The 25,674-nt window shown below is 63.1% G+C and carries 23 protein-coding genes and 1 pseudogene; 12 read left to right on the top strand and 12 right to left on the bottom strand.

The window, feature by feature from the left end; all coding sequences use genetic code 11:
• Positions 1-45 precede the first annotated feature (45 nt).
• From LB565_RS18535 to LB565_RS18505, 7 genes are all read left to right on the top strand, one after another.
• Positions 46-768, top strand: coding sequence for an NDP-sugar synthase (locus LB565_RS18535; RefSeq protein WP_224586454.1), 723 nt, complete (start codon positions 46-48; stop codon positions 766-768).
• A 39-nt stretch (positions 769-807) separates the two neighbouring features.
• A complete protein-coding gene (locus tag LB565_RS18530; protein WP_224586453.1) occupies positions 808-1,944 on the top strand; it encodes a DegT/DnrJ/EryC1/StrS family aminotransferase in 1,137 nt (378 codons plus the stop codon).
• Positions 1,941-2,615 (top strand): sugar transferase, encoded by a 675-nt coding sequence (locus LB565_RS18525; protein WP_224586451.1) that lies wholly within the window; start codon positions 1,941-1,943, stop codon positions 2,613-2,615. Before LB565_RS18530 ends, LB565_RS18525 begins: the two co-directional genes overlap by 4 nt.
• Positions 2,616-2,680: 65 nt before the next feature.
• On the top strand, positions 2,681-3,685 hold the full coding sequence (locus LB565_RS18520) for an SDR family NAD(P)-dependent oxidoreductase (protein WP_224586449.1): 1,005 nt from the start codon (positions 2,681-2,683) through the stop codon (positions 3,683-3,685).
• A gap of 115 nt (positions 3,686-3,800) precedes the next feature.
• Entirely contained in the window at positions 3,801-4,112 is a 312-nt protein-coding gene (locus tag LB565_RS18515; protein WP_224586448.1) for a hypothetical protein, read from the top strand.
• A complete protein-coding gene (locus tag LB565_RS18510; RefSeq protein ID WP_224586446.1) occupies positions 4,099-5,361 on the top strand; it encodes a polysaccharide biosynthesis/export family protein in 1,263 nt (420 codons plus the stop codon). Before LB565_RS18515 ends, LB565_RS18510 begins: the two co-directional genes overlap by 14 nt.
• A 55-nt stretch (positions 5,362-5,416) precedes the next feature.
• Complete coding sequence (locus LB565_RS18505; RefSeq protein WP_224586444.1) at positions 5,417-6,109, top strand: N5-glutamine methyltransferase family protein; 693 nt, start codon at positions 5,417-5,419, stop codon at positions 6,107-6,109.
• A gap of 18 nt (positions 6,110-6,127) precedes the next feature.
• On the opposite strand, the gene LB565_RS18500 is transcribed toward LB565_RS18505, so the two are convergent.
• The 5 genes from LB565_RS18500 to LB565_RS18480 are packed head-to-tail and all read right to left on the bottom strand — an operon-like array spanning position 6,128 to position 13,657.
• Positions 6,128-6,403 (bottom strand): acyl carrier protein, encoded by a 276-nt coding sequence (locus LB565_RS18500; RefSeq protein WP_318012171.1) that lies wholly within the window; start codon positions 6,401-6,403, stop codon positions 6,128-6,130.
• Positions 6,404-6,451: 48 nt separating this feature from the next.
• A complete protein-coding gene (locus tag LB565_RS18495; RefSeq protein WP_224586439.1) occupies positions 6,452-8,005 on the bottom strand; it encodes a class I adenylate-forming enzyme family protein in 1,554 nt (517 codons plus the stop codon).
• A complete protein-coding gene (asnB, locus tag LB565_RS18490) occupies positions 8,002-10,023 on the bottom strand; it encodes an asparagine synthase (glutamine-hydrolyzing) (protein ID WP_224586437.1) in 2,022 nt (673 codons plus the stop codon). Before asnB ends, LB565_RS18495 begins: the two co-directional genes overlap by 4 nt.
• Before the next feature lie 5 nt (positions 10,024-10,028).
• Positions 10,029-10,988 carry an NAD(+) synthase gene (nadE, locus tag LB565_RS18485; RefSeq protein WP_411970664.1) on the bottom strand — a complete coding sequence of 320 codons (960 nt, stop codon included), beginning with the start codon at positions 10,986-10,988 and terminating at the stop codon, positions 10,029-10,031.
• Between the two features lie 20 nt (positions 10,989-11,008).
• A complete protein-coding gene (locus LB565_RS18480; protein WP_318012170.1) occupies positions 11,009-13,657 on the bottom strand; it encodes an AMP-binding protein in 2,649 nt (882 codons plus the stop codon).
• Positions 13,658-13,890: 233 nt separating this feature from the next.
• Between LB565_RS18480 and LB565_RS18475 the strand changes: the two genes are divergently transcribed.
• From LB565_RS18475 to LB565_RS18465, 3 genes and pseudogenes are all read left to right on the top strand, one after another.
• Positions 13,891-14,910: an NAD-dependent epimerase gene (locus tag LB565_RS18475; protein WP_224586431.1), complete on the top strand. Its 1,020-nt coding sequence runs from the start codon at positions 13,891-13,893 to the stop codon at positions 14,908-14,910.
• A gap of 226 nt (positions 14,911-15,136) precedes the next feature.
• Positions 15,137-15,247: pseudogene (locus LB565_RS18470) on the top strand (FCD domain-containing protein); the annotation flags it as partial.
• Between the two features lie 368 nt (positions 15,248-15,615).
• Entirely contained in the window at positions 15,616-15,870 is a 255-nt protein-coding gene (locus tag LB565_RS18465; RefSeq protein ID WP_224515723.1) for a hypothetical protein, read from the top strand.
• Positions 15,871-15,898: 28 nt separating this feature from the next.
• Here the strand turns inward: LB565_RS18465 and LB565_RS18460 are convergent, their stop codons facing one another.
• From LB565_RS18460 to LB565_RS18450, 3 genes are all read right to left on the bottom strand, one after another.
• The gene (locus LB565_RS18460) at positions 15,899-17,017 is read right to left on the bottom strand and encodes a P1 family peptidase (protein WP_224586430.1); all 1,119 of its coding nucleotides are present in this window, start codon (positions 17,015-17,017) and stop codon (positions 15,899-15,901) included.
• 7 nt (positions 17,018-17,024) lie between these two features.
• On the bottom strand, positions 17,025-18,590 hold the full coding sequence (xseA, locus tag LB565_RS18455) for an exodeoxyribonuclease VII large subunit (protein WP_224586428.1): 1,566 nt from the start codon (positions 18,588-18,590) through the stop codon (positions 17,025-17,027).
• Positions 18,591-18,796: 206 nt separating this feature from the next.
• Positions 18,797-19,753, bottom strand: a complete 957-nt coding sequence (locus tag LB565_RS18450; RefSeq protein WP_224515716.1) for a LysR substrate-binding domain-containing protein — start codon at positions 19,751-19,753, stop codon at positions 18,797-18,799.
• 237 nt (positions 19,754-19,990) lie between these two features.
• Here LB565_RS18450 and LB565_RS18445 point away from each other — a divergent pair, with 237 nt between their 5' ends.
• On the top strand, positions 19,991-20,281 hold the full coding sequence (locus tag LB565_RS18445; RefSeq protein ID WP_224515713.1) for a DUF1127 domain-containing protein: 291 nt from the start codon (positions 19,991-19,993) through the stop codon (positions 20,279-20,281).
• Positions 20,282-20,587: 306 nt separating this feature from the next.
• Here the strand turns inward: LB565_RS18445 and LB565_RS18440 are convergent, their stop codons facing one another.
• The 4 genes from LB565_RS18440 to LB565_RS18425 all read right to left on the bottom strand — a co-directional run bounded on the left by LB565_RS18440 (position 20,588) and on the right by LB565_RS18425 (position 24,701).
• Positions 20,588-21,604 carry a DUF937 domain-containing protein gene (locus tag LB565_RS18440; protein ID WP_224586426.1) on the bottom strand — a complete coding sequence of 339 codons (1,017 nt, stop codon included), beginning with the start codon at positions 21,602-21,604 and terminating at the stop codon, positions 20,588-20,590.
• A gap of 102 nt (positions 21,605-21,706) precedes the next feature.
• On the bottom strand, positions 21,707-23,080 hold the full coding sequence (locus tag LB565_RS18435) for a glutamate--cysteine ligase (RefSeq protein ID WP_224586423.1): 1,374 nt from the start codon (positions 23,078-23,080) through the stop codon (positions 21,707-21,709).
• A 105-nt stretch (positions 23,081-23,185) separates the two neighbouring features.
• Complete coding sequence (locus LB565_RS18430) at positions 23,186-23,920, bottom strand: 16S rRNA (uracil(1498)-N(3))-methyltransferase (protein WP_224586421.1); 735 nt, start codon at positions 23,918-23,920, stop codon at positions 23,186-23,188.
• 133 nt (positions 23,921-24,053) lie between these two features.
• The gene (locus LB565_RS18425) at positions 24,054-24,701 is read right to left on the bottom strand and encodes a hypothetical protein (protein ID WP_224586419.1); all 648 of its coding nucleotides are present in this window, start codon (positions 24,699-24,701) and stop codon (positions 24,054-24,056) included.
• An 86-nt stretch (positions 24,702-24,787) separates the two neighbouring features.
• Here LB565_RS18425 and LB565_RS18420 point away from each other — a divergent pair, with 86 nt between their 5' ends.
• Positions 24,788-25,486 (top strand): type 1 glutamine amidotransferase, encoded by a 699-nt coding sequence (locus LB565_RS18420; RefSeq protein ID WP_224586497.1) that lies wholly within the window; start codon positions 24,788-24,790, stop codon positions 25,484-25,486.
• Positions 25,487-25,674 lie beyond the last annotated feature (188 nt).

Raw genomic sequence — 25,674 nt, 5'->3', positions numbered from 1 at the left:
GCTTGATTGTTGGCCTGTGTCGGCCGAGTGCGCAGGGAGTATCAAATGAAAGCGGTTATCCAATGCGGTGGAATGGGCATGCGTCTGCGCCCGTTCACATCGGTTCTGCCGAAGCCTCTGATGCCGATCGGTGCCCGGCCGGTGCTTGAGTTGCTGCTCAAATGGTTGCGGCGCAACGGTATTGAGAACGTCTACGTCACGACCGGCTATCTGGGCCATTTGATCCGCAGCGTGTGCGGAGATGGTTCGCAATGGAACCTCAAGATACGCTACACGCAGGAAATGGAACCGCTCGGAACCATCGGCCCGCTCTCCTTGATCCGGGATGAACTGGACGAACCGTTTCTGGTCCTCAACGGCGACGTGCTTACCGATCTGAGCCTCAGCCGTTTCGTGGCGGCGCACCGGGCGCACAAGGACCTGGTTACGATCGCGACGGCGGCGCGTGTCACCAAAATGGACTTCGGCGTCATCGACGAGGTCAATGACACTGTTCAGGTGTTTCGCGAAAAGCCTTCGCTCACGCATCTGGTGAGCATGGGAATCTACTGCATGGATCCGGCGGTTCTGCAGTTCATTCCGTCCGGCATTCCCTTCGGCTTCGACGATCTCATGCTGCAAATGCTCCAGGATGGGCAGGTCGTGCACGTCTACAAGCACGAGGGGCTTTGGCTGGACATTGGCCGCGTCGAGGACTTCCAGAAGGCGCAGACGGTTTCCTGGGAGGAGCAGTCAGCTTCGATAGAGGTCGCCGCGGCTGCCGCGTGAGGCGCCTTTCTACTCGCGAGAGTTCACCGGGAGGTTGGGATGCTCTTGGTTAGTGCTCCCTTGTTGGGTGTGCCGGAGAAGGCCGCTTTGTCGAAAGTAATCGACAGCGGCTGGCTGACGATGGGCGAACGCGTCAGGGCATTCGAAGAAGCGTTCGCCGCGATGCACGACGCCGACGATTGCGTCGCCGTCAACTCCTGCACCGCAGCCCTCCACCTCATTCTCCATGGACTTGGGATCGGGCCCGGTGACGAGGTTCTGGTGCCTTCATTGACCTTCGTCGCGACCGTAAATGCGGTCTTGTACGTTGGGGCCAAGCCCGTCTTTGTCGATATAGAATCCGATGACGTGCCTCTGATGTCGATCGAAGATGCGGAGGCAAGCTGCACCTCTCGGACCAGGGCTGTGATCCTGGTCCATTTCGCAGGCTATCTCGCAAACAAACAGGAGTGGCAGACATTTGCCAGCGTGCGAGGGCTCTACATCATCGAAGACGCCGCGCATGCTCCCGGCCTGAAGGAGGTTGGGACCTTTGGCGCGGGAGCGGCGTTCAGCTTCTACGGCAATAAGAACATGACCACCGCCGAAGGCGGTGCGGTCATTACGCGCGACCCCGACCTGCGGGAGAAGATTCGCCAGGCGCGTGGCCACGGCATGACCACCGGCACGCGGCAGAGACTGAACAGCCGCACGCCGCAATATGATGTGACCATGCTGGGCTTCAATTATCGCATGGATGAAATGAGAGCTGCCATCGGCCTGGTTCAACTTCGCAATCTGCAGGAATGGAATGAGGTCAGGCGCGTCCTTGTCACATTGTATAGACGCCTCATAGGCATGCGCTGTCCGGCCGTTTCGATGCCGTTTGCCGAGCCGCGCAGCTCTGCCTATCACATCATGCCGATCCTCTTGCCTCGTTACGTCAATAGGCAGGATGTCATCGATGAGTTGCGCGCGCAGGGCATACAAACGACAATTCATTACCCGCCCGTGCATCAAATGACCTTCTACCGGGAGCTTTTTCCCGGAATTCACCTGCCGCGCACGGAGGACTTCGCCGACCGTGAGCTGACCATTCCGCTGCATCCGCAGATAACATCTCCCGTGGCGGAAGCGGTCGTGGATGCCCTGGCATCCGCCCTCAACAGCGGCGTCCGGGCAGGGACAGCGGCATGAACGCGTTCGACATGCCCATTGGCCGGCTTGCAATGCGCTGCGTAAGCCATGGATTTGGCCGACGCGCCATGGACATCATTGCCGCGTTCGTCGGCCTGGTTGTCCTGTCGCCGCTGATGCTGCTTATCGCAGTGGCGCTGCTGCTGGAAAGCGGGCGCCCGGTGCTCTTTGTTCAGCCGCGCATCGGCGCCGGCGGTCAACTTTTCCGTATGTACAAGTTCCGAAAATTCGATCCGCGCTGCGATGCGGGAGGCCTTGCGCTGACCCTTGCCAATGATCAGCGCATGACGACGGTGGGCAGGTTCCTCGCTTTCAGCAAAATGGATGAACTGCCGCAGTTGTGGAACGTTCTGAAAGGCGAAATGGCCCTGGTCGGTCCGCGTCCGGAGAGTTTGTCATTCGCTGAGTGCTTCAGGGACGGATACGAAGCTGTCCTGCAATATAAGCCAGGCCTGTTCGGTCCAGCTCAGATCATATTCCGCCATGAGGCTCATTTCTATCCTCGAGATGTCGAGCCGACTGTCTTCTACAAGGAGGTCCTGTTTCCGGCAAAGGCGAGGATCGATCTTTCTTATTATGGCCGCCGGACGATCCTCTCAGACACGGCGCTCATCATTCGAGGTGTTTTCATCGTTCTCGGCGTGACCGTGGACCGTTCGATTGGCGCGTGAGTCGTTCGAATGGTTGCAGCAGCATTCGCCGGATTAAGGCCAAGGAGTGCGAGGACTGTCAGGACATGACCTACAAGGGAAAGAGGGTTTTGGTCACTGGGGCGGATGGGTTCATAGGGTCGCATCTGACTGAAGCCCTGGTTCGCGGCGGGGCCGATGTGACGGCACTGGCTCTCTACAATTCATTCGACAGCCACGGGTGGCTGGATGACCTGCCGGACGACATCCGAAGCCAGCTCAAGCTCGTCCGCGGCGACGTCCGCGACAGTGCCTTCCTGAACCGGATCGTACGTGGCCAGGCCGTCGTGTTCCATCTCGCCGCATTGATCGCCATTCCGTACTCCTACGCAGCTGCCCAGTCCTACGTGGAGACCAACGTCCTGGGCACCGTGAATGTGCTCGAAGCCGCCCGTCAGTGGGATACCGAGCGCATAGTGCACACCTCGACCAGTGAGGTGTATGGCACCGCTTTGACCATGCCGATCAATGAGACCCACCCGCTGCAGGGCCAGTCGCCCTACTCAGCTTCCAAGATCGGAGCCGACATGATGGCGGAGTCCTACGCCCGTTCGTTCGACGTTCCAGTCGTGGTGCTTCGTCCGTTCAACACATTCGGGCCACGGCAAAGCGAACGGGCGATCGTTCCGACCCTGATCAGGCAGGCCATCGACCCGAAATGCCAGGCCATCATGGTGGGAGATACGAGTCCGGTTCGCGATCTCACCTTCGTCGAAGACACGGCCGCCGCGTTTCTCAGCGCAGGCTCCGCCGATCTCCAATTCGGCCATGCCTACAATGCCGGAAGCCAGCGTGCCGTGACCATATCCGACGTGCTGGACCTGGTGCTGGAGTTGAGCGGTTCCAACAAGCCGGTCCATCGTGACGAGAGCCGGCTGCGCCCGCAAAATTCCGAGGTCCGGGCACTGCTGGCGGATTCATCCCGGCTTGAGAGCGCAACAGGATGGAGGGCTCAAACGGACTTGCGCGAAGGCCTGAGACGGACCATTGCGTGGTGGCGGGCGCGCCTGAGCGAGGGGCGAGTACGACATGAGATGAGCTACATGACATGAGGCTTCCCAGGCTTTTCGCTGCATTGCTGCTGGTTCGCGTTGCCGGATTTGTCGGCCCGCGGCCGGCCGAGGGGGAGGCGAGCGACACGTCAGCCGGCTTCGGGGCTGCGTGGCGATGAATTTGCCTGACCATCTTCTTCCCGCCACCGACCCGGGGACAGCCAGTTCCCGCACGATCTCGCCGCTCGGAACGTATGTGGTGTGCTTCAAGAACCTTGCGGATGACACGCAGCAGAGAGCCACAGTCACGGTCGACGGCATCTTGCATCAAAGATGGACTAACCATCATCGGCCCGACCATGGCTCCCAGGTGATCTGGTCAAGCAATTGGGGCGTGCCGGGCGGGCCGGTTTACGAGTTCGTCACCCGTGTCGATTGGTCCGAACAACACAACCCGAAGGAGGTTGTTGCGAATGGTCAACCTTAGCCGGTCATTTCTCGCGGCTCTTGCTCTGCTGGGGGCGCTGCCCACGGCCGCGGCCGCCGATCCGTCAACACCCTATCGGATTTCGCCGGGAGATACGGTTGAAATCGGAATAGTCTCCATTCCCGACCGGACTCAGCGTGCCGTTGTCCAGATGGATGGCACGATCGTGCTGCCCGAGGCCGGCGCGGTCTCGGTCGGCGGTCTGACGTCGCCCGAATTGCAGACGCGTATGCAAGCGATCCTGCCGACCAAGATCTTCCACATCCGCATGCCCGATGGCCGTGAACAGATGGCGGTCGTAAGGCCGAGCGACGTGACTGCGATCATCGCCGAGTATCGCCCGATCTATGTGACCGGTGATGTGCTCACCCCCGGACAACAGGTTTATCGTCCGCTGATGACTGTGCGCCAGGCGATCGCCGTGGCCGGCGGTTTCAGCCTTTTGCGGGCGCGAGGCAACCAGGCAGGCCCGGATCCGACGGATCTGCGACGCGATTACGAGATGATCTGGGGAGAATACACCAGGGACTACTTCCACAGCGCCCGCCTGCGCGCGGAGCTTGAAAAGCAGGAAAGCTTCGACATGCAGCCTCCGCAAGGGTCGCCCCTCTCCCCCGCGCTCGCTGCGGGAATAGCAAAGGCTGAAGCGGAAGCGCTCAAGCTCTCCCTGGATAATTTTCAGCAAGAGCAGACCTTTGTCGAAAAGGGCGCCAAGGATGCCGCGGCGCAGATCGAAACCCTGATCAAGCGTGCGCAGGATGAGGCGGATGCAGTTAAGGCCGATGAAGAGGACCTGGAGCAGGTCACCAAGGCGTTCAAGGCTGGAAACCTGACGAACAACAGGCTCGCCGACGTCCGGCGCGCCGTCCTGCTTTCGTCCAGCCGGGCGCTGGAGACGTCCGTCGAGCTGATGAGGACAAAGCGCCAGCAGGAAGACTTTGCAAGGCAGATGGAGCGCAACGAGAACCAAAGGCGCATCGGTCTGCTGAACGAATTGCGCGACACCGAGGTGCGACTGGCCGACATCGGCACGAGGCTTCGTGCCGCGAGCCAGAAGCTGCAGCCCCTGGGCGCGACCGCTGCGCCTCTGTCGATCGCCGGCGAGACTGTTCGAGCCCAGATGACGCTCATTCGCAATGTCGATGGGCAATGGCGCAAGCAGGCCGCCGATGAGGACGCCGAGGTGGCGCCGGGAGATACGATCGAGGTCAGGTTCAGCAACGAGCTGGAGAGCGCGGCGGCACAATAGTGCCGGCGCTTCTGCACCGCTCGGCGAGCGCTGGATCCGGTTGTGGAGGCAGGTCTTGAGCCAGGACATCGATGTCGCGGACGCCTATAGCAGAGGCAGCGCGGTCTTCATGGGCATGGAGATGCTTGTCGCGTCCGGCGCACTTGTGCCGAGGCCGGAGACGGAGCTGTTGGGCTCGTCCGCGGTCGACGTGTTGCATCAAATGAACCTGCCGGCGCCGCGCGTGGTCGACATGTGCTGCGGAGCCGGCAATCTTGCTTGCGCCATCGCCCATCAGGTTCCGGCGGCGCGGGTCTGGGCAAGCGATCTTACAGATGGATGTGTCGAGGTGGCGCGCCGAAATGTCGTCCACCATGGCCTGGCCGAGCGGGTGTCGGTCCACCAGGGCGACTTGTTCGAAGCTCTCTCCACTCTGGTGCCTAAGGGCTCGATCGATGTTGTCGTGTGCAATCCCCCCTACATCTCGGAGAAGCGGCTTGAGGGTGATCGCTCCCATCTGGTCGCGCTCGAGCCGCGTGAGGCTTTTGCGGCCGGGCCCTATGGCATCGCTATCCACATGCGCGTGGTGAAGGATGCCTTGTGGTATCTGCGGCCCGGCGGTGCATTGCTGTTCGAGGTCGGCCTGGGCCAGGATCGCCAGGTGGCGAGCCTGTTGGAGCGCAGCAGGAGCTACGAGAGCATCCGCGCCGTCATCAACCGCGCCGGCGAGGCGCGTGTCGTGCTCGGATACGCCAGGCCGCAGCCCTGAGCGCCTCGCAGCTGGAGCTCATCCCCTCTTGCGGGCGATGAACTGCGCTATTCCCTGGATGGAATCGAGATTCTCCGGGAGGAGCTCGCTGTCCTCGACAATGACGCCAAAGGTCTCTTCGATGAAGCCGATGACCTCGAGCACGCCGGTGGAATCGACGATGCCCTGATCGAGCAGCGATTCCGTGGTGCTGAGCGATTTCACGTCGGCGATGTAGAAGTTCGAAGCCAGGAAATCGCGAATTTGCTTGACGTAAATGTCGCCCGCGGGGTTCGCTGCCAAGATCGTATCCATAACCCACCCTCCAATAAAAACTAAATACTGTGCGCCGTCCAACAGGCGCTACGAAAGAGCCACCTTCTTGAGTTTCCCTGTATCCGTCCTCGGCAGGCTGGGCACGATGACGATAGACTTCGGGACCATGAAGTTTTCAAGCCGCTTCTGACACTCCATCTGAAGCTGCCGCTCGCCGACAATGCGGCCCTGCTCGATCACGACGAAGGCCTTCACGGCTTGGCCGAGAAGCTCGTCGGGCACGCCGACCACCGCGGCCTCCTTGACGCCGGGGATATTCACCAGCACGTTTTCGACTTCCTTCGGCGCAACCTTCTCGCCCCTGGATTTTATGATCTCGTCGCCGCGGCCGATGAAGTAGAGATAGCCCTCCGCGTCCATTCGGCAGTAGTCCCCGGTGTAAAGCACCTGCTCGCCCGGCAAGGGGCCGGGCTTGAGCTTTCTGGCGGTCGCTTCCGGTTTGCCCCAGTAGCCCCTCATCACCGTCGCGCCACGGATGACGAGCTGGCCGACGGTCCCGGGTTCGACGAGTTGATCGTTGTCGTCGACGATCCACATCTCGGTGTTCGGGATCGCGATCCCCACGCTCAGCGGTTTTCGTTCGAGATCTTCCGGCGGCAGATAGGTGCAGCGCTTGCACTCGGTGAGGCCATACATCGAATAGATTCGGGCGCCCTTAAACAGATCCCTGAGCATGGTGATATGCTTGAGCGGCAAGGCGGCGGCGGTGTTGGTGACATAGCGGATGCTCGAGAAGTCGTGATCCTTCAGCGACTTGAGCTCCGCCAGCGAGGCGAAGATGGTGGGCACGCCGGGAAAGCCTGTGATCCTCTCATCCTTGATGATCTGAAGGATTTGCGCCGGAAACGCGAAAGAGCGTTCGAGAACCAGCCGGGCGCCGGTGCGGAACGCCATCAGCATCTGATAGAGACCGTAATCGAAGGCGAGGGGCAGGACGTTGAGGATAACCTCGTCTTCCCGAAGCTCCAGATAGGACGCGATCGAGGTGCACGCCGCCATCATGTTGCGGTGTGTCAGCATCACGCCTTTGGGCTCGCCCGTGGATCCGGACGTGTAGATGATGGCGGCGAGATCGATGTCGATCGATTTGCGCGCAGGCGCAGCGGGATTTCTCTCGGCGGCCGTTTCCCAGCGTATCGCGTGCGGCAGCCGGCTGAGCTCGTCGTCCTCCATCGGCCCCGACACGATCACCTGGCGTAGCGAGTGACAATTGCGCGCCGGCTCGCCGAACACGGAGCGCAGATGCCGGTCACTGATCAGCGCCGCCGGCCGGCAATCATTCAGCAGGTATTCGAGCTTCTCGCTTTTTGTCAGCGGGTTGACGATGCACACGACGGCGTTTGCCTTCAGCACCGCCCAGAAGCTGACAACCGTCTCGACCGTATTGTCGGCGAAGATCATCACCCGATCGCCGCGTTGCACGCCGGCTGTTGTCAGACATTGTGCGACCCCGTTGGAACGCTCGTCGATTTCGGCATAGGTGACGCGTCGCCCGTTGCAGACCAACGCCACCTTGTCGCCGAGCCGGCCGGCTGAGTGGATCAGATAATCGTGCAGGAGCGGTACGGCGCCGTGGATCATGCCAGTTCCCTTTCGCGATGCTCGTAGTCGACATCGATCCTGAGATCCGGCTCTGTCACACCGGCTGGGCGGGTCGCGACAAATTGCTGATGCAGAAGCTGCGTCGAGAGCACGCCGACCAGGGCCATGTTGTCGGAATTCGACATGTCTCCCTCGCCGGTTCGAGCTCGGCACTTCCCGACCAGCCGCGTAACCGACTGTGGATCGAAGATGCCGGCCGCCCGCACTGCCGTCTCGGACAAGGCATCACCAATGTAGGCCGGCGCGCCGTCGGCAAAGAAACTCAGCGCATTCGGCGCCCGGTAGGGCTGCTTCTTCCGGGCGACCACCTGCGGCGGCAGGATCGGCGCCGCGACGCGCTTCAGCACGTGCTTCTCGTCGAGGCCGCGCAGCTTATAGGCATCCGGAAGCGCATTCGCCAAGGTAACGACGTTGTCGTCGAGGAAGGGAAAGCGGCCCTCGATAGAGTGGGCCATCAGCATCCTGTCGCCTTGCGAAGAGAGCAGATAGCTCGACATCAGAGTCCGGATTTCCAGATACTGGTCCTGGGCGAGGGGGCTCCAGCGCGGAAATTCGGCCGGCAGGGTCGAGATCAGTTCGCTCACCGTGTCGCGGCCTTCGGAGGCGGCCCGCATATCGGGGCAGAACAAGCGCTTGGTCGCGCTGGTCGTGCGCCAGCGTGTGTCATGCGCAAATCCGGCCGCGGCGTGGGCCTCAATATTGCGGCCGAAGAACTGCCGGGCCAGTGCCTGCTGATGAACCGGTGAGCGTGAGAGATAAGGATAGAGCCGCTCAAGCAAGCGGGCGCGCCTTGTCGACGCCGGCTGGCGTCCCCAGAAGCGGCGTACCTTGCCCTCGCGGAACAGGTCATAACCGGCAAACATCTCGTCAGCGCCTTCACCGGTCAGCACCACTTTGATGCCGCGTTCCCGCACGAGCCTCGACAGCAGGAAGAGTGGTGCCGGCGCGGTCCTGAGGATTGGCCGCTCGGTGTGGCGGATCACCTCGGGAAAGGCTGCGGCTATATCGCCGCGGGAAACGACTATCTCGTGGTGCTCGCTGCCAGTCGCGTCTGCGACGAGCCGCTGGAATTCGGTCTCGTCATATTCGGCATCGGCAAAACGCAGCGAGAAGGTCTGGAAACGCTCGCCGGCGAAGCGCCTTCCGAGCGTGGCGACAAGGGAACTGTCGAGCCCGCCTGACAGATAGCAGCCGACCGGCACATCGGCCTGCACGATTCGCAAGGCCGTGGCGCCTTCCAGCATCAGCCGCACTTCCTCCACAGCCTCGTCCAGGGAGCCGCTAAACCGGCCCTGGTCCTGATTTTGGATTTCCGGAAAGCGCGGCTGCCAGAATGGGTATTCTCGCGCCGCGCCTTTCTCGTAGAGGCGCACGTGCCCGGGCGGGAGTTCCCGGATGCCCTGAAACACGTTCTGCGGAGCAACAGCCGTCCACAGGGTGAAGGTCTGATCGATGCCAGCCGGGTCGAACGCGCGCGGAATCGCGACCTCGGCCGCGAAAATCGCTTTGACTTCGCTCGCAAAGAACAGGCGGCCGCCATGCTCGCAAAAATGCAGCGGGCAAATGCCGTAGCGATCACGCGACAGCACCAGCCGGCCTATAGCCGGGTCCCAGATCGCCAGTGCCCATTGGCCGTTCATACGCTCGAAGGCTGCCTGGCCCCACTCCCGATAGGCGTGCAGGACGACTTCGGTATCGCTGCGGGTGCGGAACCGATGGCCGAGGGCGAACAGCCTGTCGCGCAGTTCGAGATAGTTGAAGATCTCGCCGTTGAAGACGATCCACGCCGGACCATCGGAATCGGCGAGCGGCTGCTGCCCGTGCTGAAGATCGACGACCGACAAGCGGGCATGCGCCAGACCGGCGCGTCTGTCGCGGTAGAGCCCGCGTTCGTCGGGACCGCGATGCGCAAGCGCGCCAGCCATGCGCAGCAACGCTTCGCGCGAAGGCGGTTCGGCGGTGGCGTTCAGCGCCAGTATCCCGGCGATCCCGCACATCGTCGTCAGTCCACATCCATCGGCACGGACGGCAAGGGCCGCGCATGCAGATAGCGTGCCGCCCGACGCTTCGCTTCGATGTCCTTGAAGACCTTCTCGACCTGGCCGCCGGTGAGGCCCGCCGCGGCTGCGACCTCGTCGGCGCATAACCCATGGTTGACGCCATAGAGGCATAGATCCGTCAGGTGGTAAGGCAGCGCAAAGTAGAATTCCTCCTGGCTTTGCGCCATGGAGAATGTGTCGGTGGTCGGCGGCCTGCGGCGGATTTCTTCGTCCACCCCGAGATATTCAGCCAACTGGTAGACTTGGGTTTTGTACAGGTGCACGATTGGCATGACGTCGGCGATACCGTCCCCTTGCTTGACGAAGAAGCCCTGGTCGTATTCGAGCCGGTTCGGCGTTCCGGCAACAGCGTAGCCGAGGCGATCCGCATGATAATATTCGGTCATCTTGCGGATGCGCTGCTTGTAATTGGTCGCGGCGACGATCTGCAGATAGGCTGTCAGGGGCAGCCGAACCGTGTTGACCTTGCCTTCCGGATCCTGAACCGTAAGGCGGGTGATGTTGAGGCCTTGGCTCTCCAGAACCGAGGTCAGCACGAGCTTGCATTTCCATCCTTCGTCATACTCTGGAACGACGGCGCGGATCGCCTCGATCTGTCGGCGATAGGCGCCGATGGCATCGAGCGCCGGGGCGATGTCTTCGACCAGAGTATCGATGCCGAGCTGGGCCGCGACGACGCGTCCGAGCCTCAGCGAGTCTCCCGAGGAGTCCCGCTCCGGCATGAAGAGCCCCAGCACCTTATCTTTGCCGAAGGCGCGCACGCACAAGGACGCGACGACGGAACTGTCGATGCCGCCCGACAGTCCGACCACCACGCCGCGCCGTCGAAGCGTCACCAGAACCTGCTCGCGCGTCGATGAGACGATGCGGTCCGCCTCCGCGGCTGCGTCCAATGCCAGCACTTCCCTGGTGAATCCCGAGATCACGCCGTTTGGCCCTCCAATTGCAAGGATTCGGCCCGCGTATACGTTTGCAGGACCGCCTTTTCGATCAGCGGACGATTGGTCGCGACGTGAGGCTCCACGACGAGATCGATATGGGTGCCCACGATCGGGATCACCTGCAGGTCGCGAAACACCTGATCCCACCCGATGGCACGGGACATGCCCGGGCGAGCGCAGCGAAACAGGGTCCCTTGGATCGGGAGCGCGACCTTGGGGTCTGCCAACCAGCGGAAAAATGCCTGCGCCCGCAGCACCTCCTGCAATTCCAGCTTGATGCGGAAGCAGGCTCCGTTGAACTGACCTTCGGTGTAACGGTCGATGGCGCGCGCGAGACGGACTTCGCTGCCCATTCTGACCGCGATCTTTGCCAGCGCGCGGCATGCGACGCGCTGGAACGATATGCGGTTGGACCGAAGCCGGCGCATTGTGCGGGTGACCGTGTCCCACAGGCGGCTGCGCTCGCCCTCCAGGCTTGTGTCGAGGATGCCGATGAACTTGACCAACCGTCCGGCCTCGAGCAGGCGCACCGCGACCTCCAGCGCGACCGCGCCGCCGAGCGAGTGGCCCAGAAGCCTGACATGCCCGGACGGCTGAGCGCGGTTGATTTGCTGGACCGCGGCGTCTGCCATGCTGGCGAGATCGCTCTGTCCGCGCAGGATGAGCGCGAGGCTGGGATACCTGATTGGAACCACTTTCGCGGTTCTTCCCATGGCGGAGGCGAAGGCGGCAAGACTTGGACCGTAGCCGACGGATCCGGGAAACAGGAAAAGCAGCGGCGGGTTATGCTCCGGAGCGGCTTTGCCGGATGCGGCTGCCTGCGCCGCGACGACAGCTTTCACCATCTCGCCCGCGCTCATCCCGACGGTGAAACTCTCAAGCCCCAGTTCCTGGCCGATGAGAGTCTCGATCTCCATCACGCAGTGCAGCAGCTTCAGCGAATCTCCTCCGGCCTCGTCCCACCTGCCGGTGGCTGCCCTGGTGTTGAGAACCTTGCTCCATGCCTTCTGCACCACCTTGCCCACCGCCGAATCGGCATCCGAAACTGGCGGGTCGGCGACCGCAACCGGCCTCCTGGCTAGGAGATCCATTTTACCGAGTTTGACGAGGTCGATCTTTCCGCTATCGAGGTAGGGGATCTCGCCTACGCGGTGGAGCCGCAGGGGCCGCAGCGCTGGGGGCAGCGTGTCGGCAATCAGCCGGCGCAGGTCGTCCACGAAATCCGGACCCGCCGCATCGCCCGGAATGGCGAATGCGACAAGTTCAGTTGCCTCCGTGACGATCGCCACGGCGTCCTGAACCGAGGGGGCGGATCGCAGCATTCTTTCGAGCTCAGCCGGCTCAATGCGTCGACCGTTGATCTTTATCTGGCGTCCCTTCCGGCCAATGATCCTCAACAGACCATCGCTGTCCAGACGCACGAGATCGCCGGTCGGAAAAATCCGTGTATGCGGGTCGTCTGGGTCCGCTTCGACTGGGATGACGGCGCCATTTTCCCAATGCCCAAGCAGGACATAGGGACTCTTGATCACGAGCTCTCCCGTTTCGCCGGGTGGAACGCTGTGTCCTTCCTCATCGACGATCGAGAACGCGATACCCGGCAAAAGGCGCCCAACCGGCACGTCGGGCTCGGTGTTCGGCGGTTCCGACGGCACGAACCACTGCGATCCTGTCGTTTCCGTGGACGAATAGCCTATTTGAATCAGGCAATGCGGCGGGACGGCTTTGCGCAGAAGGGCAATGTCGCTCCACAGCACTTTCTCGCCGCCGACGCGGACGACCCGGAGCGATCTGAACGTATCGGCGCAGGCATCCGCCATCAGCGTTCGAAGCAAGGCGGGCACAAGATAAGTAATGGTCGTGCCTTGGTCCTGCATTCGCCCGCGGACGCCGCGCAGCCCCACTGCCTCCAATTCAACGAGTTGCAAGGTGGCCCCGGTAAGGACGGCCGCCAGGATCTCGCGGCAACCGGCTATCGTGGCCAGGCCCGACAAGGGGAGAAAAACATCGTCCGAATTGATGTGACACGCCTCGACATATTGTTGCACGCGCCACAACAAGCTGCGCTGGCTGTTGACGATGCCCTTGGGGCGCCCTGTGCTGCCCGAGGTATAGAGAATTATGGCCGGCTCATCGACCGAAGGCTGCGGCAGGGGCTTCGCCAACGGCTCTTGCTGCGAGGCCGAACTTGCGCCGACATCGATCCATTGAATTTCCGCAGCCAGATCGCTGGGCCTGTTGCCGCTGCCCAGCATGGCCGAGAGCTTGGCCGCGGACACAATCTCGCTGATCCGGGGACCGGGATCTCTCGCGTTAAGCGGAATCGAGATCCGTCCGGCTGCCATCGTGGCGAGCATGGCGACGACGCTCCAGACGGAGCATGGCTGGCAGATTCCGACCGGCTTGCCTTCGGGAACGGCATTCGCAACGCGGCGCGATAGGATATCGACGGCGGCGCCGAGCGCCGAATAGGAGAGTTCGTCCGTGCCGTCATTGATGGCGATCTTATGCGGATGTCGCCCTACAACCGTTTCCAGAAGGGGACCGATGCCGATATCCGCAAAATCGGCTGGCAAAGGCGGATACGACCGCAGGGCAGGTCCGCCCTGGTCCAGAGCATAGTTACGCACCTCTACCCATCCGGGCGGGCTCTGCGGAAGAGGAGCCTCATCAAGATCCTGGTCCGCTGCTTGTGCCTTCACATATGCCGGGAGCATGGCGTGCCTGAGCTAGAGGTGAAGTTCGGTTATGGCTCCGCCGGGCAGATGTTTCATCGATCATTCTGATGATGCTTCCCGGGATAAAGGGAGGCGAGTGTGGGGGTGGGTGTGAATCTGGTCACAGCTAACATTAGGGACGTGCCGTGACGTCAAACAGGCCTGTTCTTGTCACCGGAGCAGCCGGGTTCATCGGCTTTCATTTATGCCGGAGACTGCTTTCCGACGGCTGGCAAATTGTCGGCCTCGATTCCATGAATGAATACTACGACGTTAATCTAAAGCGAGCCCGACTCGATCAGCTGGAAGAATTTCCGCATTTCCGGTTCGAGCATGTCGATCTGGCCGACCGGGACCGCGTTTCAGCGCTCTTCGCCTCGGCCGATCCGGAAATCGTGGTGAACCTGGCGGCCCAGGCCGGCGTTCGTCATTCGCTGACCGATCCCTACGCCTACGGGGACAGCAATCTAAGCGGATTTCTCAATGTGCTGGAAGGATGCCGCCGCGCTCGCGTCGATCACCTGGTCTATGCGTCCTCGAGCTCGATCTATGGCGGCAGCACGCGAATGCCGTTCTCCGTTCACGATTCCGCCGATCACCCGCTCAGCCTCTATGCCGCCAGCAAGAAGGCCAACGAGTTGATGGCGCATACCTACAGCCATCTTTTCCGACTGCCGACGACGGGGTTGCGGTTCTTCACCGTTTACGGGCCATGGGGTCGGCCGGATATGGCCTTATTCATCTTCACCAGGGCCATACTTGCAGGCGAGCCGATCGACGTCTTCAACCACGGCAACATGCAGCGTGATTTCACCTATATCGATGACATCGTCGAGGGCCTGGTCCGCATCATGCGACTGCCCGCGACGGCCAACAAGGAATGGAGCAGTGCCGCGCCCGACCCCGCGACCAGCAGCGCGCCGTTCAGGATCCACAACATCGGCGGCGGTTCGCCGGTTGAGCTGAACCACTTGATCGAACTGCTCGAAGACGCGCTGGGGAAGAAGGCGACACGCAACTGCATGCCGCTCCAGCCGGGCGATGTGCCTGCGACCTGCGCCGATGTCAGCTCACTCGAGCAAGCGACCGGCTTCAGGCCGAGGATCCCGATCGAGATTGGGGTCCGGCGTTTCGTGGAATGGTATCAGGAATATTATCGGGCATGACTGCTCCGGTATCCCGATGCAATCGCAGTTCGCGACACCGGCCGAAGATAGGTCTTCCCAACCATCCAGCGCGCGACCGAGACCTTCGCAGCTCGACATGGCCATCGTGACAACTGGCGTCTTTACGCCGAGCCGACGCTCAAATGGTCGGGAGCTGTGACGATACGATTGTCGCCGCCCATTTTCTAAGCCCGCTTGCGGATCGACGCCTGATGCCACTTATTGCAGCGAGCACCAACTCGTCCTGGATGCCCTGCTGGCGCGCGACTCCGAAGGCGCCAGCGATGCCATGCTGACGCATCTGAGGACCGTCGAGCGCAATCTTCTGGGGAGGTAGCCGCCCGGATGGCGGACCCCGAGTCGACATTGCATGAGGATGCCACTATATAGCGCCTGCTCCGGCTGAGGCCGGGGCAGCATTGGCCGGGAAGCTGCGATGCGGTTTTTGATACGAATGCGCCGTCAAAGTTAGAAAAAAGCAAGCAAAAACAACAACGGTTACCGTCTTTCGACCCCGACCAACGATCCCATCATTCTCAATGATCTGAACGTGCACCTCGAACCCTTCCATCCTTCAGCTTCGCATTCCATTGGCAAGATGTCTTGCCGATCGAGGCCGACTCGGCTCGAATGGGCATGCATCCTCTGCAAGGGGTGCTGAGGTTCATGGCTACCAACCGGCTTGGCCGCTAGGGAAGAAGCAGTATGAGTGAACATGCGATCGAGTTTTTGCGCGGATGGATTGGCGAGAAAGTCCAATGCCAGCATTTGCCGATCAAGATCGACAAGCAGGCCGAGACCCTTGCCAAGGAATGCTGCGCCAAGGCCGCCGAGGCAGGCATTCTGCTGGAGGATATCCAGGAAGAGGTCGGCGACATCCAGGAACTGATCGCGTCGCGCCTCGAGGAAGCCGTTGAAGAGGGCAGCAGCGAGGCAAGGCCCGACAAGCCGGCGGAATAAATACCCGCTGGCATGGGCCGGCGGCGCTCTATCCGAATTTTTCCTTCAGCAATTCCTTGGGCAGCGCCGGCACGAAATTGCCGTCGCGTCCCATCATGTCTTCGTTGGCGGTGAGCGCGTTGAGGATCGCTTCCTCCACCGCTTGCACGACTGCGTCGAAGAATGGGTCGATGTCGACGTCCGGGATGAAATCCGCGCGGGCGATGCGGCCTGAAGGCGCCAGCGCGGCCTCGGCATTGGCGGTCGAGAAGGCGAGAAAAATATCGCCAGAACTATGGTAGCCATAGCCGCCGGTCATGGCGATGCCGAGCGGCACGCGCCGGGCGAGCCGCTTCATCTGATGCGGCAGCAATGGCGCGTCGGTGGCGACGACGGCGATGATCGATCCCTTTTCGGCGCGCGGCGTGTCCTCGCGGATGGCCGGCTCGGCCAATTCCGGGCCGACACGCCGGCCGCGAATGGTGAAATTGTGCCTCTTGCCGAAATTCGCCTGCACGAACACGCCGAGCACGTGGCGTTTGCCCTGCCATTCGACGATGCGCGAGGCAGTGCCGGATCCGGCCTTGAAGCCGAAGCTTATCATGCCGGTGCCACCGCCGACGCTGCCTTCCTCGATGGCGCCGCCGCCGGCGCTGTCGAGTGCCGCGGTCACGTGGCCGACGCTCACATGATGGCCGTTGATGTCGTTGAGGAAGCCATCATAGGTCTCGGCCGCCACCGGCAGGCCCCAGCCTGTGTCGAGCGCGGCCGGCAACACCTTGTGCATCCAGCGCAAGGTGGCGTCGCGGGTGACGCCGCAGGAATGCGTGTTGGTGATAGTGACCGGGAAGTTGAAAGCGCCGGTCTCCTCGATAATGTGCGTGCCCGTCAGCTCGCCATTGCCGTTCTGGCTGAACACGCCGGCAAAGACCGGCGTCGCGAGTTCTTGAACCGGCCTTGGCAGGATGGCGGTCACACCGGTGCGCACCGGTCCGATGCCGACCTGCAGCGGGCCGTCGCCGGAAATCAGCGTGGTGTAGCCCACCGACACGCCCGGCACATCGGTGATGGCGTTGAAAGAGCCCGGCGTGCCGTCCAGCGCAACCCCGAACGACCGCAGGCGCAGCTTGCCCGACGGGGTGCGAAGATGCGGGTCGTGGTTGCTCATGCAGACCTCAGAACAACGAACCCTGATTGCCCGGCTCCTTGGCCTTGGCGGGCGACTTCGCGGCCAGCTTCGGCCGTGCGCCGCCGGAGGTTGCGATGGCCTCGGCAGTGCCGTCGGCGAATTCCAGCTGCAGCGCCGCGCCCGGCGCCAGCTCCGCGACCCCTTTGACGACGGCGCCTTCGGCATCCTTGACCAGCGCGAAGCCGCGCGCCAGCACGGCCTTGTGCGACAGCGTCGACAAGAGCCGGTCGGCCTGGGTCAGCGCCGCGCGCAGCCGGTCGAGACGCCGTGCCAATGCCTGGTCCTGTCTGCGGCCCAGCGCGGTCAGCATATCGGCCTGCAGCTTCTGCCGCCGGACGATCGGCGCCGGCGACAGGCGCGTCGAATTGCGCTGGAAGCGTGCGCGCCGCTCGCGCACGACGGCGAAGAACGCTGCTCGCGCCCGGGCAATATCGCGGCCGGTCAGCGTGCGCGCCTCATTGAGGCGCCGCGACAGGGTCGCCGGCGTCAGCCTTTGCCGTTCCAGCGTCGCCCGCTTGCGCTCGATATTCACCGTCAGCCCGCGGCCGAGGCGGCTGGTCGCATCGTCGAAACGGCGGCGCGGCAGCGCCAGCAACTGGTCGGGCGAGGGGAGCGCGCGCGCCGCTGCTCGCACCGCCTGGCGCTTGCGCTCCAGGTGCCGCGAGGCGCAGGCGTTGAGCCGCGCGCCAAGGCTCGCCAAGGTTGCCTCCAGCTCCGCCCTGACCGGCACCGCGATCTCGGCTGCGCCCGTGGGTGTCGGCGCGCGCATGTCGGCGACAAAGTCGATCAGAGTCGTATCGGTCTCGTGCCCGACCGCCGAGATCACCGGGATGGCGGACGCCGCAACGGCACGCGCCAGGCCTTCGTCGTTGAAGCCCCAGAGGTCCTCGAGGCTGCCGCCGCCGCGTGCCACGATCAACAGATCGGGTTGGCGGATCGGCCCGTCCCATGTCAACGCGTTGAAGCCGTTGACGGCCGCGGTCACCTCCCTGGCGGTCGTGTCGCCCTGGACCCTCACCGGCCACACCAGCACATGAAGCGGAAACCGGTCCTTGATGCGATGGATGATGTCGCGGATAACCGAGCCGGTCGGCGAGGTGACGACGCCGATGACTTTGGGCATGAATGGCAGCCGCCGCTTGCGGCCGGCGTCGAACAGGCCTTCGGCCTGCAGCCGGCGCTTGCGCTCTTCGAGCAGCGCCATCAGCGCGCCGGCTCCCGCCGGCTCCAGATTGTCGATTACGATCTGATAGTTGGATTTGCCGGGGTAGGTCGTCAGGCGTCCGCTGGCGATCACCTCCATGCCTTCCTCGGGGCGGAACTTCAGCCGCGCCATGGTCGTCTTCCAGACAACCGCATCGATCCGCGCGCGGTCGTCCTTCAAGGCGAAGTAAGCGTGGCCGGAGGAATGCGGGCCGCGATAGCCGGAAATCTCGCCACGCACCCGCACATTGCCGAAAGCATCCTCGACAGTGCGCTTCAGCGCGCCGGAAATCTCGCTCACCGTATATTCGGTGGCGTTGCTGCGTGATTCGGTTGCTGTTTCACTCATTTGGCGATTGGGGGACGCTTATCGGCCGGCGTCAAGCTGCGACAAACATCGCTAATGTTATACAGCAGCCCGTTGACGCGTCAGGCCACGCTGACCGCGCTGACCCACGCCGCTTTGCTGTCGCCGCCCCTGGAGCACGGCCAGTTGCTTGCGCTGCCGGGCGTTTCGTCAGCCGATCAGGAGCGCTCCGCCGCTCGGGCCTGACTTTACCATCCAGGCATGATCTGATTTGCCTTCACCCGTTTCATCTTGGCAAAGGCGAGCGCGGCGAAGTCGAAGCTTCCCGCCTCTTCGCCGACCGGCACGGAAATGTTGTCGAGGCTTTCGGCGATGTGACGGGCCAAAGCGTCGACGATCTCCGGCTGCGAGGTCTGGCCGCGCATGATGCCGATGCGGCAATCCGGCAACTGGCCGAAGCCGTCGGCCTCGCCCAGAACGCGCATGCCGGGCCGAAGCGCGCATTCCGGCAGCACCGAGACCGCCAGGCCGGAAAGCACGGCCGCGGTGATGACGGTGGCCGAGAAGCTGGAAAACAGCACACGATACTCGCGGCTCTGGCGGTCGAGCACGTCGACCGCGGCGCGCCGCCAGATGCAGTTCGGCCGCCCGAACGCCATCGGCAGGATTTCCTGTTCATGCGTGGCGTGGTTGGCCGAGGTGACCCACAAAAGCGGCTCGCGCCGCACCACCTCCGACTGGCCGCGCGTGTCGTTATGCGTCACCAGCGCCAGGTCGAGATTGCCGCGCTTGATGTGCTCGACCAGCCCGGGCGTCGGCTCGCAGACCACCGTCAGCTCGACGCGCGGGTTGGAACGCGAGAAGCGCGCCATGATCTCGGGCAGGAAGCGGTCGGCATAATCATCCGGCGTGCCGATGCGGATCGTGCCTTCCAGCCGCTGGTCGTCGAAGGCGGCAAGCGTCTCGCGGTTGAGATAGATCAGCCGCCGCGCATAGGAAAGCAGCCGGTCGCCCTCCTCGGTCAGCTTGTTGGTGCGGCCGTCCTTTTCGAACAGCGGCTTGCCGATCCGCTCCTCCAGCCGCCGCATCTGCATCGACACGGCCGACTGTGTGCGGTGCACCTCTTCGGCCGCGCGGGTGAAGCTTCCTGTGTCGGCGATCGAGATGAAGGTCTGCAACTGATCGAGGTCGAGCGGCGCTTTCATCGGTCCAACCTATCATTGATGTTGATGTTAGAGATTAAAAACATTCGTTGGATTAATCAATCGCGCGATGGCAAATTGGCATTGTCCACATGACGGTAGTGCATGTCGCCCAGAAGTGGTTCCCGGTTCTGGGACGACGACATGCATCACATCAATGAATGGAAACCGGAGCGGCGCTTCTCCCAAGGCGCCGATCGCCCGGTTTCGTCCGCTCGACTCCTGGAAGGAGAGACTGACATGACCACGATTGAATTCGCTTCCGAGACCCCGCGCATCACCACGCGTCCGGCCGTTGCGACGCGTGTGCTCAATGCTCTCGCCAACGCCTATGTCGCCTGGAAAAACCGCCGCGCCTTCTATCGCCTGGGCGAGATGTCGGATGCCGAGCTTGCCGATATCGGCCTGACGCGCTCCGACCTTCATGTCGCCGTCGCCGTGCCCTTCGGCCGCGATCCGACGGTGAAGCTGCGCGCCATTGCCAGCGAGCGCGCCGACACGATCGAGGATCTTGCTCGTCAGGTGGCCTGAAAGGCCGCATTGCCTGGATCTCCGGTCGCGTTGAATCTTTTCACGGCTTGGCGCGACCAAGTTTCATGCAGGCTCCCACACTCCCTGCCGGTTCCCCGCCGGCCAGCCTGCACATTGCCCGGTTCTCCTCCAGGACCGGGCATTTTTTAAGGTGTACCGACCTTCAGGAGGGGCGGGCCTGCAAACGGCGGCTTCCTGCGCTTCCGGTGCTCACGTACTTAAGTACGCTCCGCTCCGGTTCTCGGAAACCACCGTTTTCGGCTCGGTCTGACCTGAATCTCGGCACACCTTTGGGCCGCGCGAGTTCTACCGCCGGTCCATGTCGCGCTTGAACTGGTCGAAGATCGTTCCGACGTTCTTCTCATATTCGTCGCGCTGCTGAGCACCGGTCTCGAACATCTTGCCGAAGATGTCGTCGAACGGGTTTCGCGGCCGGCCGCTCGGGTTGGTCTGCGGCTGTTGCGGCGCGCTCTGCTGCGGCTGCGGCGCCGGCTGCCCGCCGGGCAGGCCGAAGCCGCCGCCACCCTGCCGCAGCATCTCTTCGAAGATCTTGCCGAGCGGGTTGTCGCCATAGGGGCTTTGCGTCTGTTGCGGCTGCTGCGTCGTACCGCCGCCGAACATATCCTGCAGCACTTTGCCGAGGGGATTTTCGCCGTAGGGGTTCGGCGATTGCTGCGGCTGGCTCTGCGGTTGGGACTGGGACGCATCGCCTCCGAACATATCCTGCAGCACTTTGCCGAGCGGGTTCTCGCCATAGGGATTGGGCGCGGGCTGCGGCGCCTGGCGTTGCTGCGGCGCCGGCGCGACGCCACTTTGCCGCATCATCTGCTCGATGATCTCGCCGAGCGGATTGTTGCCGCCACCGAAACCGCCGGCGGCCTGCATCTGTCCCCCACTCAATTGACTGTTGGTCTGCTTGAACAGCCCACCCATCATCATCGAAGCCATGGCCGGCAGCATCTGCTGCAGCACCTGCTGGCTCAATCCCGTTGCCTGCGCGGCTTGGGCTGCCACGGCGCGCGACAAATCCTTCGAGCCGAACAGATGACCGAGAATGCCGTTGCCCTCATCGATGCCTTGCGGCGAAAAGGCCCTCGTGGCGTCCTCGAAATACTTGGCGTGCTGGCCGCTCGCCATCGCCGTCATGAAGGCGCCGAGACCGTAAGGGTCGGCGGTGTTGCGCTGCAGCCCTTGCGAGAATGCCGGCAGCAGCGCCTGCACCGCGGCCTGCGTCTGCTGCATCGAAAGCCCATATTGCTGTGCCAGCGCCTGCATGCCGGCGCCGTTCTGGGCCTGGGCGAAAATGTCGAACAGGGAAGGCATTTGGGTTCTCCTCCGAGAATATCCTCATCGGAGAGCCTAGTTCGTTTCCATCACCGATTGAAGCGGCTTTTGGCACCCAACCGCTCGGCGCATGCCGGACGGTTAATACGCATATTCCATGAACACCGGCTCGATCGAGCCGCCCCAGCGCGTGTGGTAGGCCGACAGCATCTCCTCGGCGCTGGTGGTGCCGCGCGCCACGACCTCGTCGAGCGTGTTGAGGAACGACGTCTCGTCATAGCCGTCGCGGTTCTTCTTGGCCCGGTTCTTGAGGCCCGTGCGGGAGATGGCGAGCACGTCGCGGGCGACGTCGCGCAAGTTGGCGTTGCGGAACGGCGCGGCGATGCCGAGCTCCGGCACGGCGTTGCGCATTGCGAGCGCTTCTTCATAGGTCCAGCTCGAAGTCAGCGCCTCGGCGGCGTCCAGCGCCTGCTCGTCATAGAGCAGCCCGACCCAGAAGGCGGGCAGGGCGCAGATGCGCCGCCACGGCCCGCCGTCGGCGCCGCGCATTTCCAGGAAGCGCTTCAGGCGCACGTCGGGGAACAAGGTCGAGAGATGGTTTGCCCAGTCGCCCATCGTCGGCAGGCCGTCGGGGACTTCATTGCGCGCAGCGCCCGCCATGAACTGGCGGAAGGTGTAGCGCGTCATGTCGTGATACTGGCCGTCGCGGATGACGAAATACATCGGCACGTCGAGCGCCCATTCGACATAGTCGGCAAAGCCGAAATCGGGCGAGAAGCAGAATTCGAGCATGCCGGAGCGCTGGTTGTCGGTGTCGCGCCAGATGTCGCCGCGCCAGCTCTGCAGCCCGTTCGGCCGGCTCTCGGTGAAGGGCGAGTTGGCAAACAGCGCCGTCGACAGCGGCTGCAGCTTCAGCGACACCTGCATCTTGCGGCGCATGTCGGTCTCGCTCTCGAAGTCGAGATTCACCTGGATCGTGCAGGTGCGGTACATCATGTCGAGGCCCTTGGTGCCGACCTTCGGCATGTAGCGCGTCATGATCTCGTAGCGCGACTTCGGCATTTTCGGCGTGTCGGCCAGCGACCATTTCGGGCTGCCGCCGAGGCCGAGGAAGCGGATGCCGAGCGGCTCGGCGATCTCGCGCACCTGCGCCAGATGCGCGTTGCCCTCGCGGCAGGTCTGGTGGATCGACTCCAGTGGCGCGCCGGAAAGCTCGAACTGGCCGCCAGGCTCCAGCGAGATCGCGCCCTGGCCGGTCGGCTCGACCAGGCCGATGATGCGCCCGGCATCCATGATCGGATCCCAGCCGAGCTTTTCCCGCATGCCTTCCAGGATGGCGCGGATGCCGCGCTCGCCGCCATACGGCACCGGCGCGTTGCCGTCGATATAGAAGGGGAACTTCTCGTGCTCGGTGCCGATGCGCCATTTTTCGCGCGGTTTGTTGCCGGCGGCCAGATAGCCGACCAGTTCGTCGACGCCTTCGATGGGGTGGGTATCTGTTGTGTCGCGCGCCATAAGAAAGCCCTCCGCAGCCATCAGTTAGCCGCCGGGCGCTAGATGGACGAAATGTCAGTAGCCGATCAAGCGAAAAATCCTGAGCCACGACTCAACTGGATTTGATCACCAGTCGCCGATCGTCGCCTGGATCACCGCCAATGCCGCCACCGCCGCGGTGTCGGCGCGCAGGATGCGCGGCCCGAGCGGGATGGTGGTGACGAAAGGCAAGGCCTTCAGCATCTTGCGCTCGTCCTCGGAAAATCCGCCCTCCGGACCGACCAGAAGCGCAAGTTTCTTCTCACTGACCGCTTGCAAGGCCGGCAGCGGATTGTTGGTCGAGGCATCCTCGTCGCAAAAGATCAGCCGCCGCTGCTTGTCCCAACCGGCGAGCAACCGTTCCAGCTTCTCCGCTTCTCGCATTTCCGGCACCGCCAGGATGCCGCATTGCTCGGCCGCCTCGACGACATTGGCGCGCAGCCGATCGATGCCGGGCTTCGCCACCTGCGTGTGCTGGGTGATGACCGGCTGCAGGGTGCCGGCGCCCATCTCGACAGCCTTCTGCACGAGGTAGTCGAGCCGGCCCTGCTTCAGCGGTGCAAAGCAATAGACGAGATCGGGCAGCGGCGGCTGCGGCCGCTGCAGTTCGAGCACCCTCAGCCGGACCGCTTTTTTGGACTTCGCGGCGATCGACGCCGACCATTCGCCGTCGCGGCCATTGAAAAGCAGGACTTCGGCGCCTTCGCCGAGCCGCAGCACATGGGCGAGATAATGGCTTTGCTGTTGCCCGGCATCGAATTCGAGACCCGAGCCCAGATCGTCCGGCACGAACAGCCGCTGCATTTTGTAGTTGGCGCGCATGGCTCAAGCAGGTTCCGCAAAAGTGTCCCGCGGTTTTGCGATCAGAACCTGCGAAAAACAAGGGAATCTAGGCAGATATTCGCGGGACATCCCACGAATATCTGCTTGGCGATGAGCGAGGCCGGCTGCGGCGTCAAGCATCGGCCGTTGGATGCCAAACCGGCGCGAAGCCCTGCCGCAGCACCGCGATGGTGGTCGCCGGCGTCAGCAGGCGCAACGGTCGGTCGTCCAGGCGATCGAAGGCAATTGGACCGGCGTAGCCCGCGAACGACCATTTGCGTGCCGTGCCGGCACGCAGCGCATAGGCAGCGTCGCCGTGCGCTACCAGGGTTCCATCCGGCAAGCCTCCGAGCTCCGGTGCGGCCACGGCAGGCGGGCGTCCGCCTGAGGCCAGGCGTTCCTTGTGCAGCCTTTTGTCGACCATCGGCGCGCGGGGCTCAGCAATGCCGAACGCCTCGCCGAAGCGCTTGACGAACTCGGTCGCTCGTTCGCGTTGGCAGAAGAAGCAGGGCCGGTGGCCGGCAGCCAAAGCCGTCACCTCGTCGAGGAAGAACAATTCGGTCCAGCCGGCTTTTCCTCCCGGCCTGTTGCGGCCCATCGGCTCGCGCCGCACGTTGCGGAACCGGCAAACGCAGATGATCCAGGCCGGCAACGCCCAGCGCTTCCTCAGCAGCGTCTTGGTCACCGGATCATGGATGATGCCGCGGTTGCCGGTGAACAGGCCGCGTTCCGGCACGGCCTGGATGGCGCCGAACGGGTCGACCCGGTTCTGCAGTGGCATAGCTTTCTCTCCGGCACGCATCTTGGCTGAAATACAAGCTGCATGATATCGCTCGCCCCAGCGTTTTCATGTCAGCAGGATTCTCGATGCGCGTGCTGGTGGTCCAGAACTACGACAATACCGGCCTCGGTCAGGTTGGTGCCGCTCTGGCCGAAGTCGGCGCCGATCTCGACCTGCGGCGCCCGTACCAGGGCGATCCGTTGCCGGAGCATGCAGGCGGGCATGATGCGATGGTCTTGCTGGGCGGCGGGCAGAATGCGCTGGCCGACGAGGACTATCCCTATTTCCCGGCGCTCCTCGAGCTGACGCGCGATTTCGCCGATAAGGACCGCTCGGTGCTCGGCATCTGCCTCGGAAGCCAGCTTCTTGCCCGCGCGTTCGGCGGCGACAACCACATCGGCGGCGCCACCGAGTTCGGCTGGCACAAAGTTTCGCTGACGCCGGCCGCCAAGTCCGACCCGGTGCTGGCGGCGCTGCCCGAGAAGTTTCCGATTTTCGAATGGCATGACGATACCTTCGCGCTGCCGGAAAACGCCGTGCGGCTGGCCGGCAGCGAGGTCGCCGAAAACCAGGCCTTCCGCCTCGGCCGCGCCGTCTATGGCTTCCAGTTCCACTTCGAGGCGGATACGCCGATGGTGCGCGACTGGAGCACGTCCTTTGCGGCCACGATCGCCGAGCGCCACCCCGACTGGAACGATCGCCTCGGCGAAGAACTGGCCCGCAATGGCGCCGACGCCGACGCCGCCGGGCTGGCGATTGCCCGCGCCTGGGTGGCTACCATCTGATCATCCAGGCCGTCCTCGCCGGCCGTGGCATAATTGGCACGCCTGCGGGCTTCCGCCTGGGGATAACATTCTTCTTTCTTGGTTTGTGTCCGGCCGCTCTTCTAAGAGGGCGCGCTTCGTATCGTCGATGCAACCGCCATGAACCTTTTGTGTGATCCAGCCGACACACCGGCGATACAGAATCTGCT

It is taken from the genome of Mesorhizobium sp. CA14, assembly GCF_020165195.1.
Taxonomy (GTDB): domain Bacteria; phylum Pseudomonadota; class Alphaproteobacteria; order Rhizobiales; family Rhizobiaceae; genus Mesorhizobium.
Note: the sequence above shows the minus strand (reverse complement) of the source record. Positions and strands in the feature narration are given on the sequence as shown.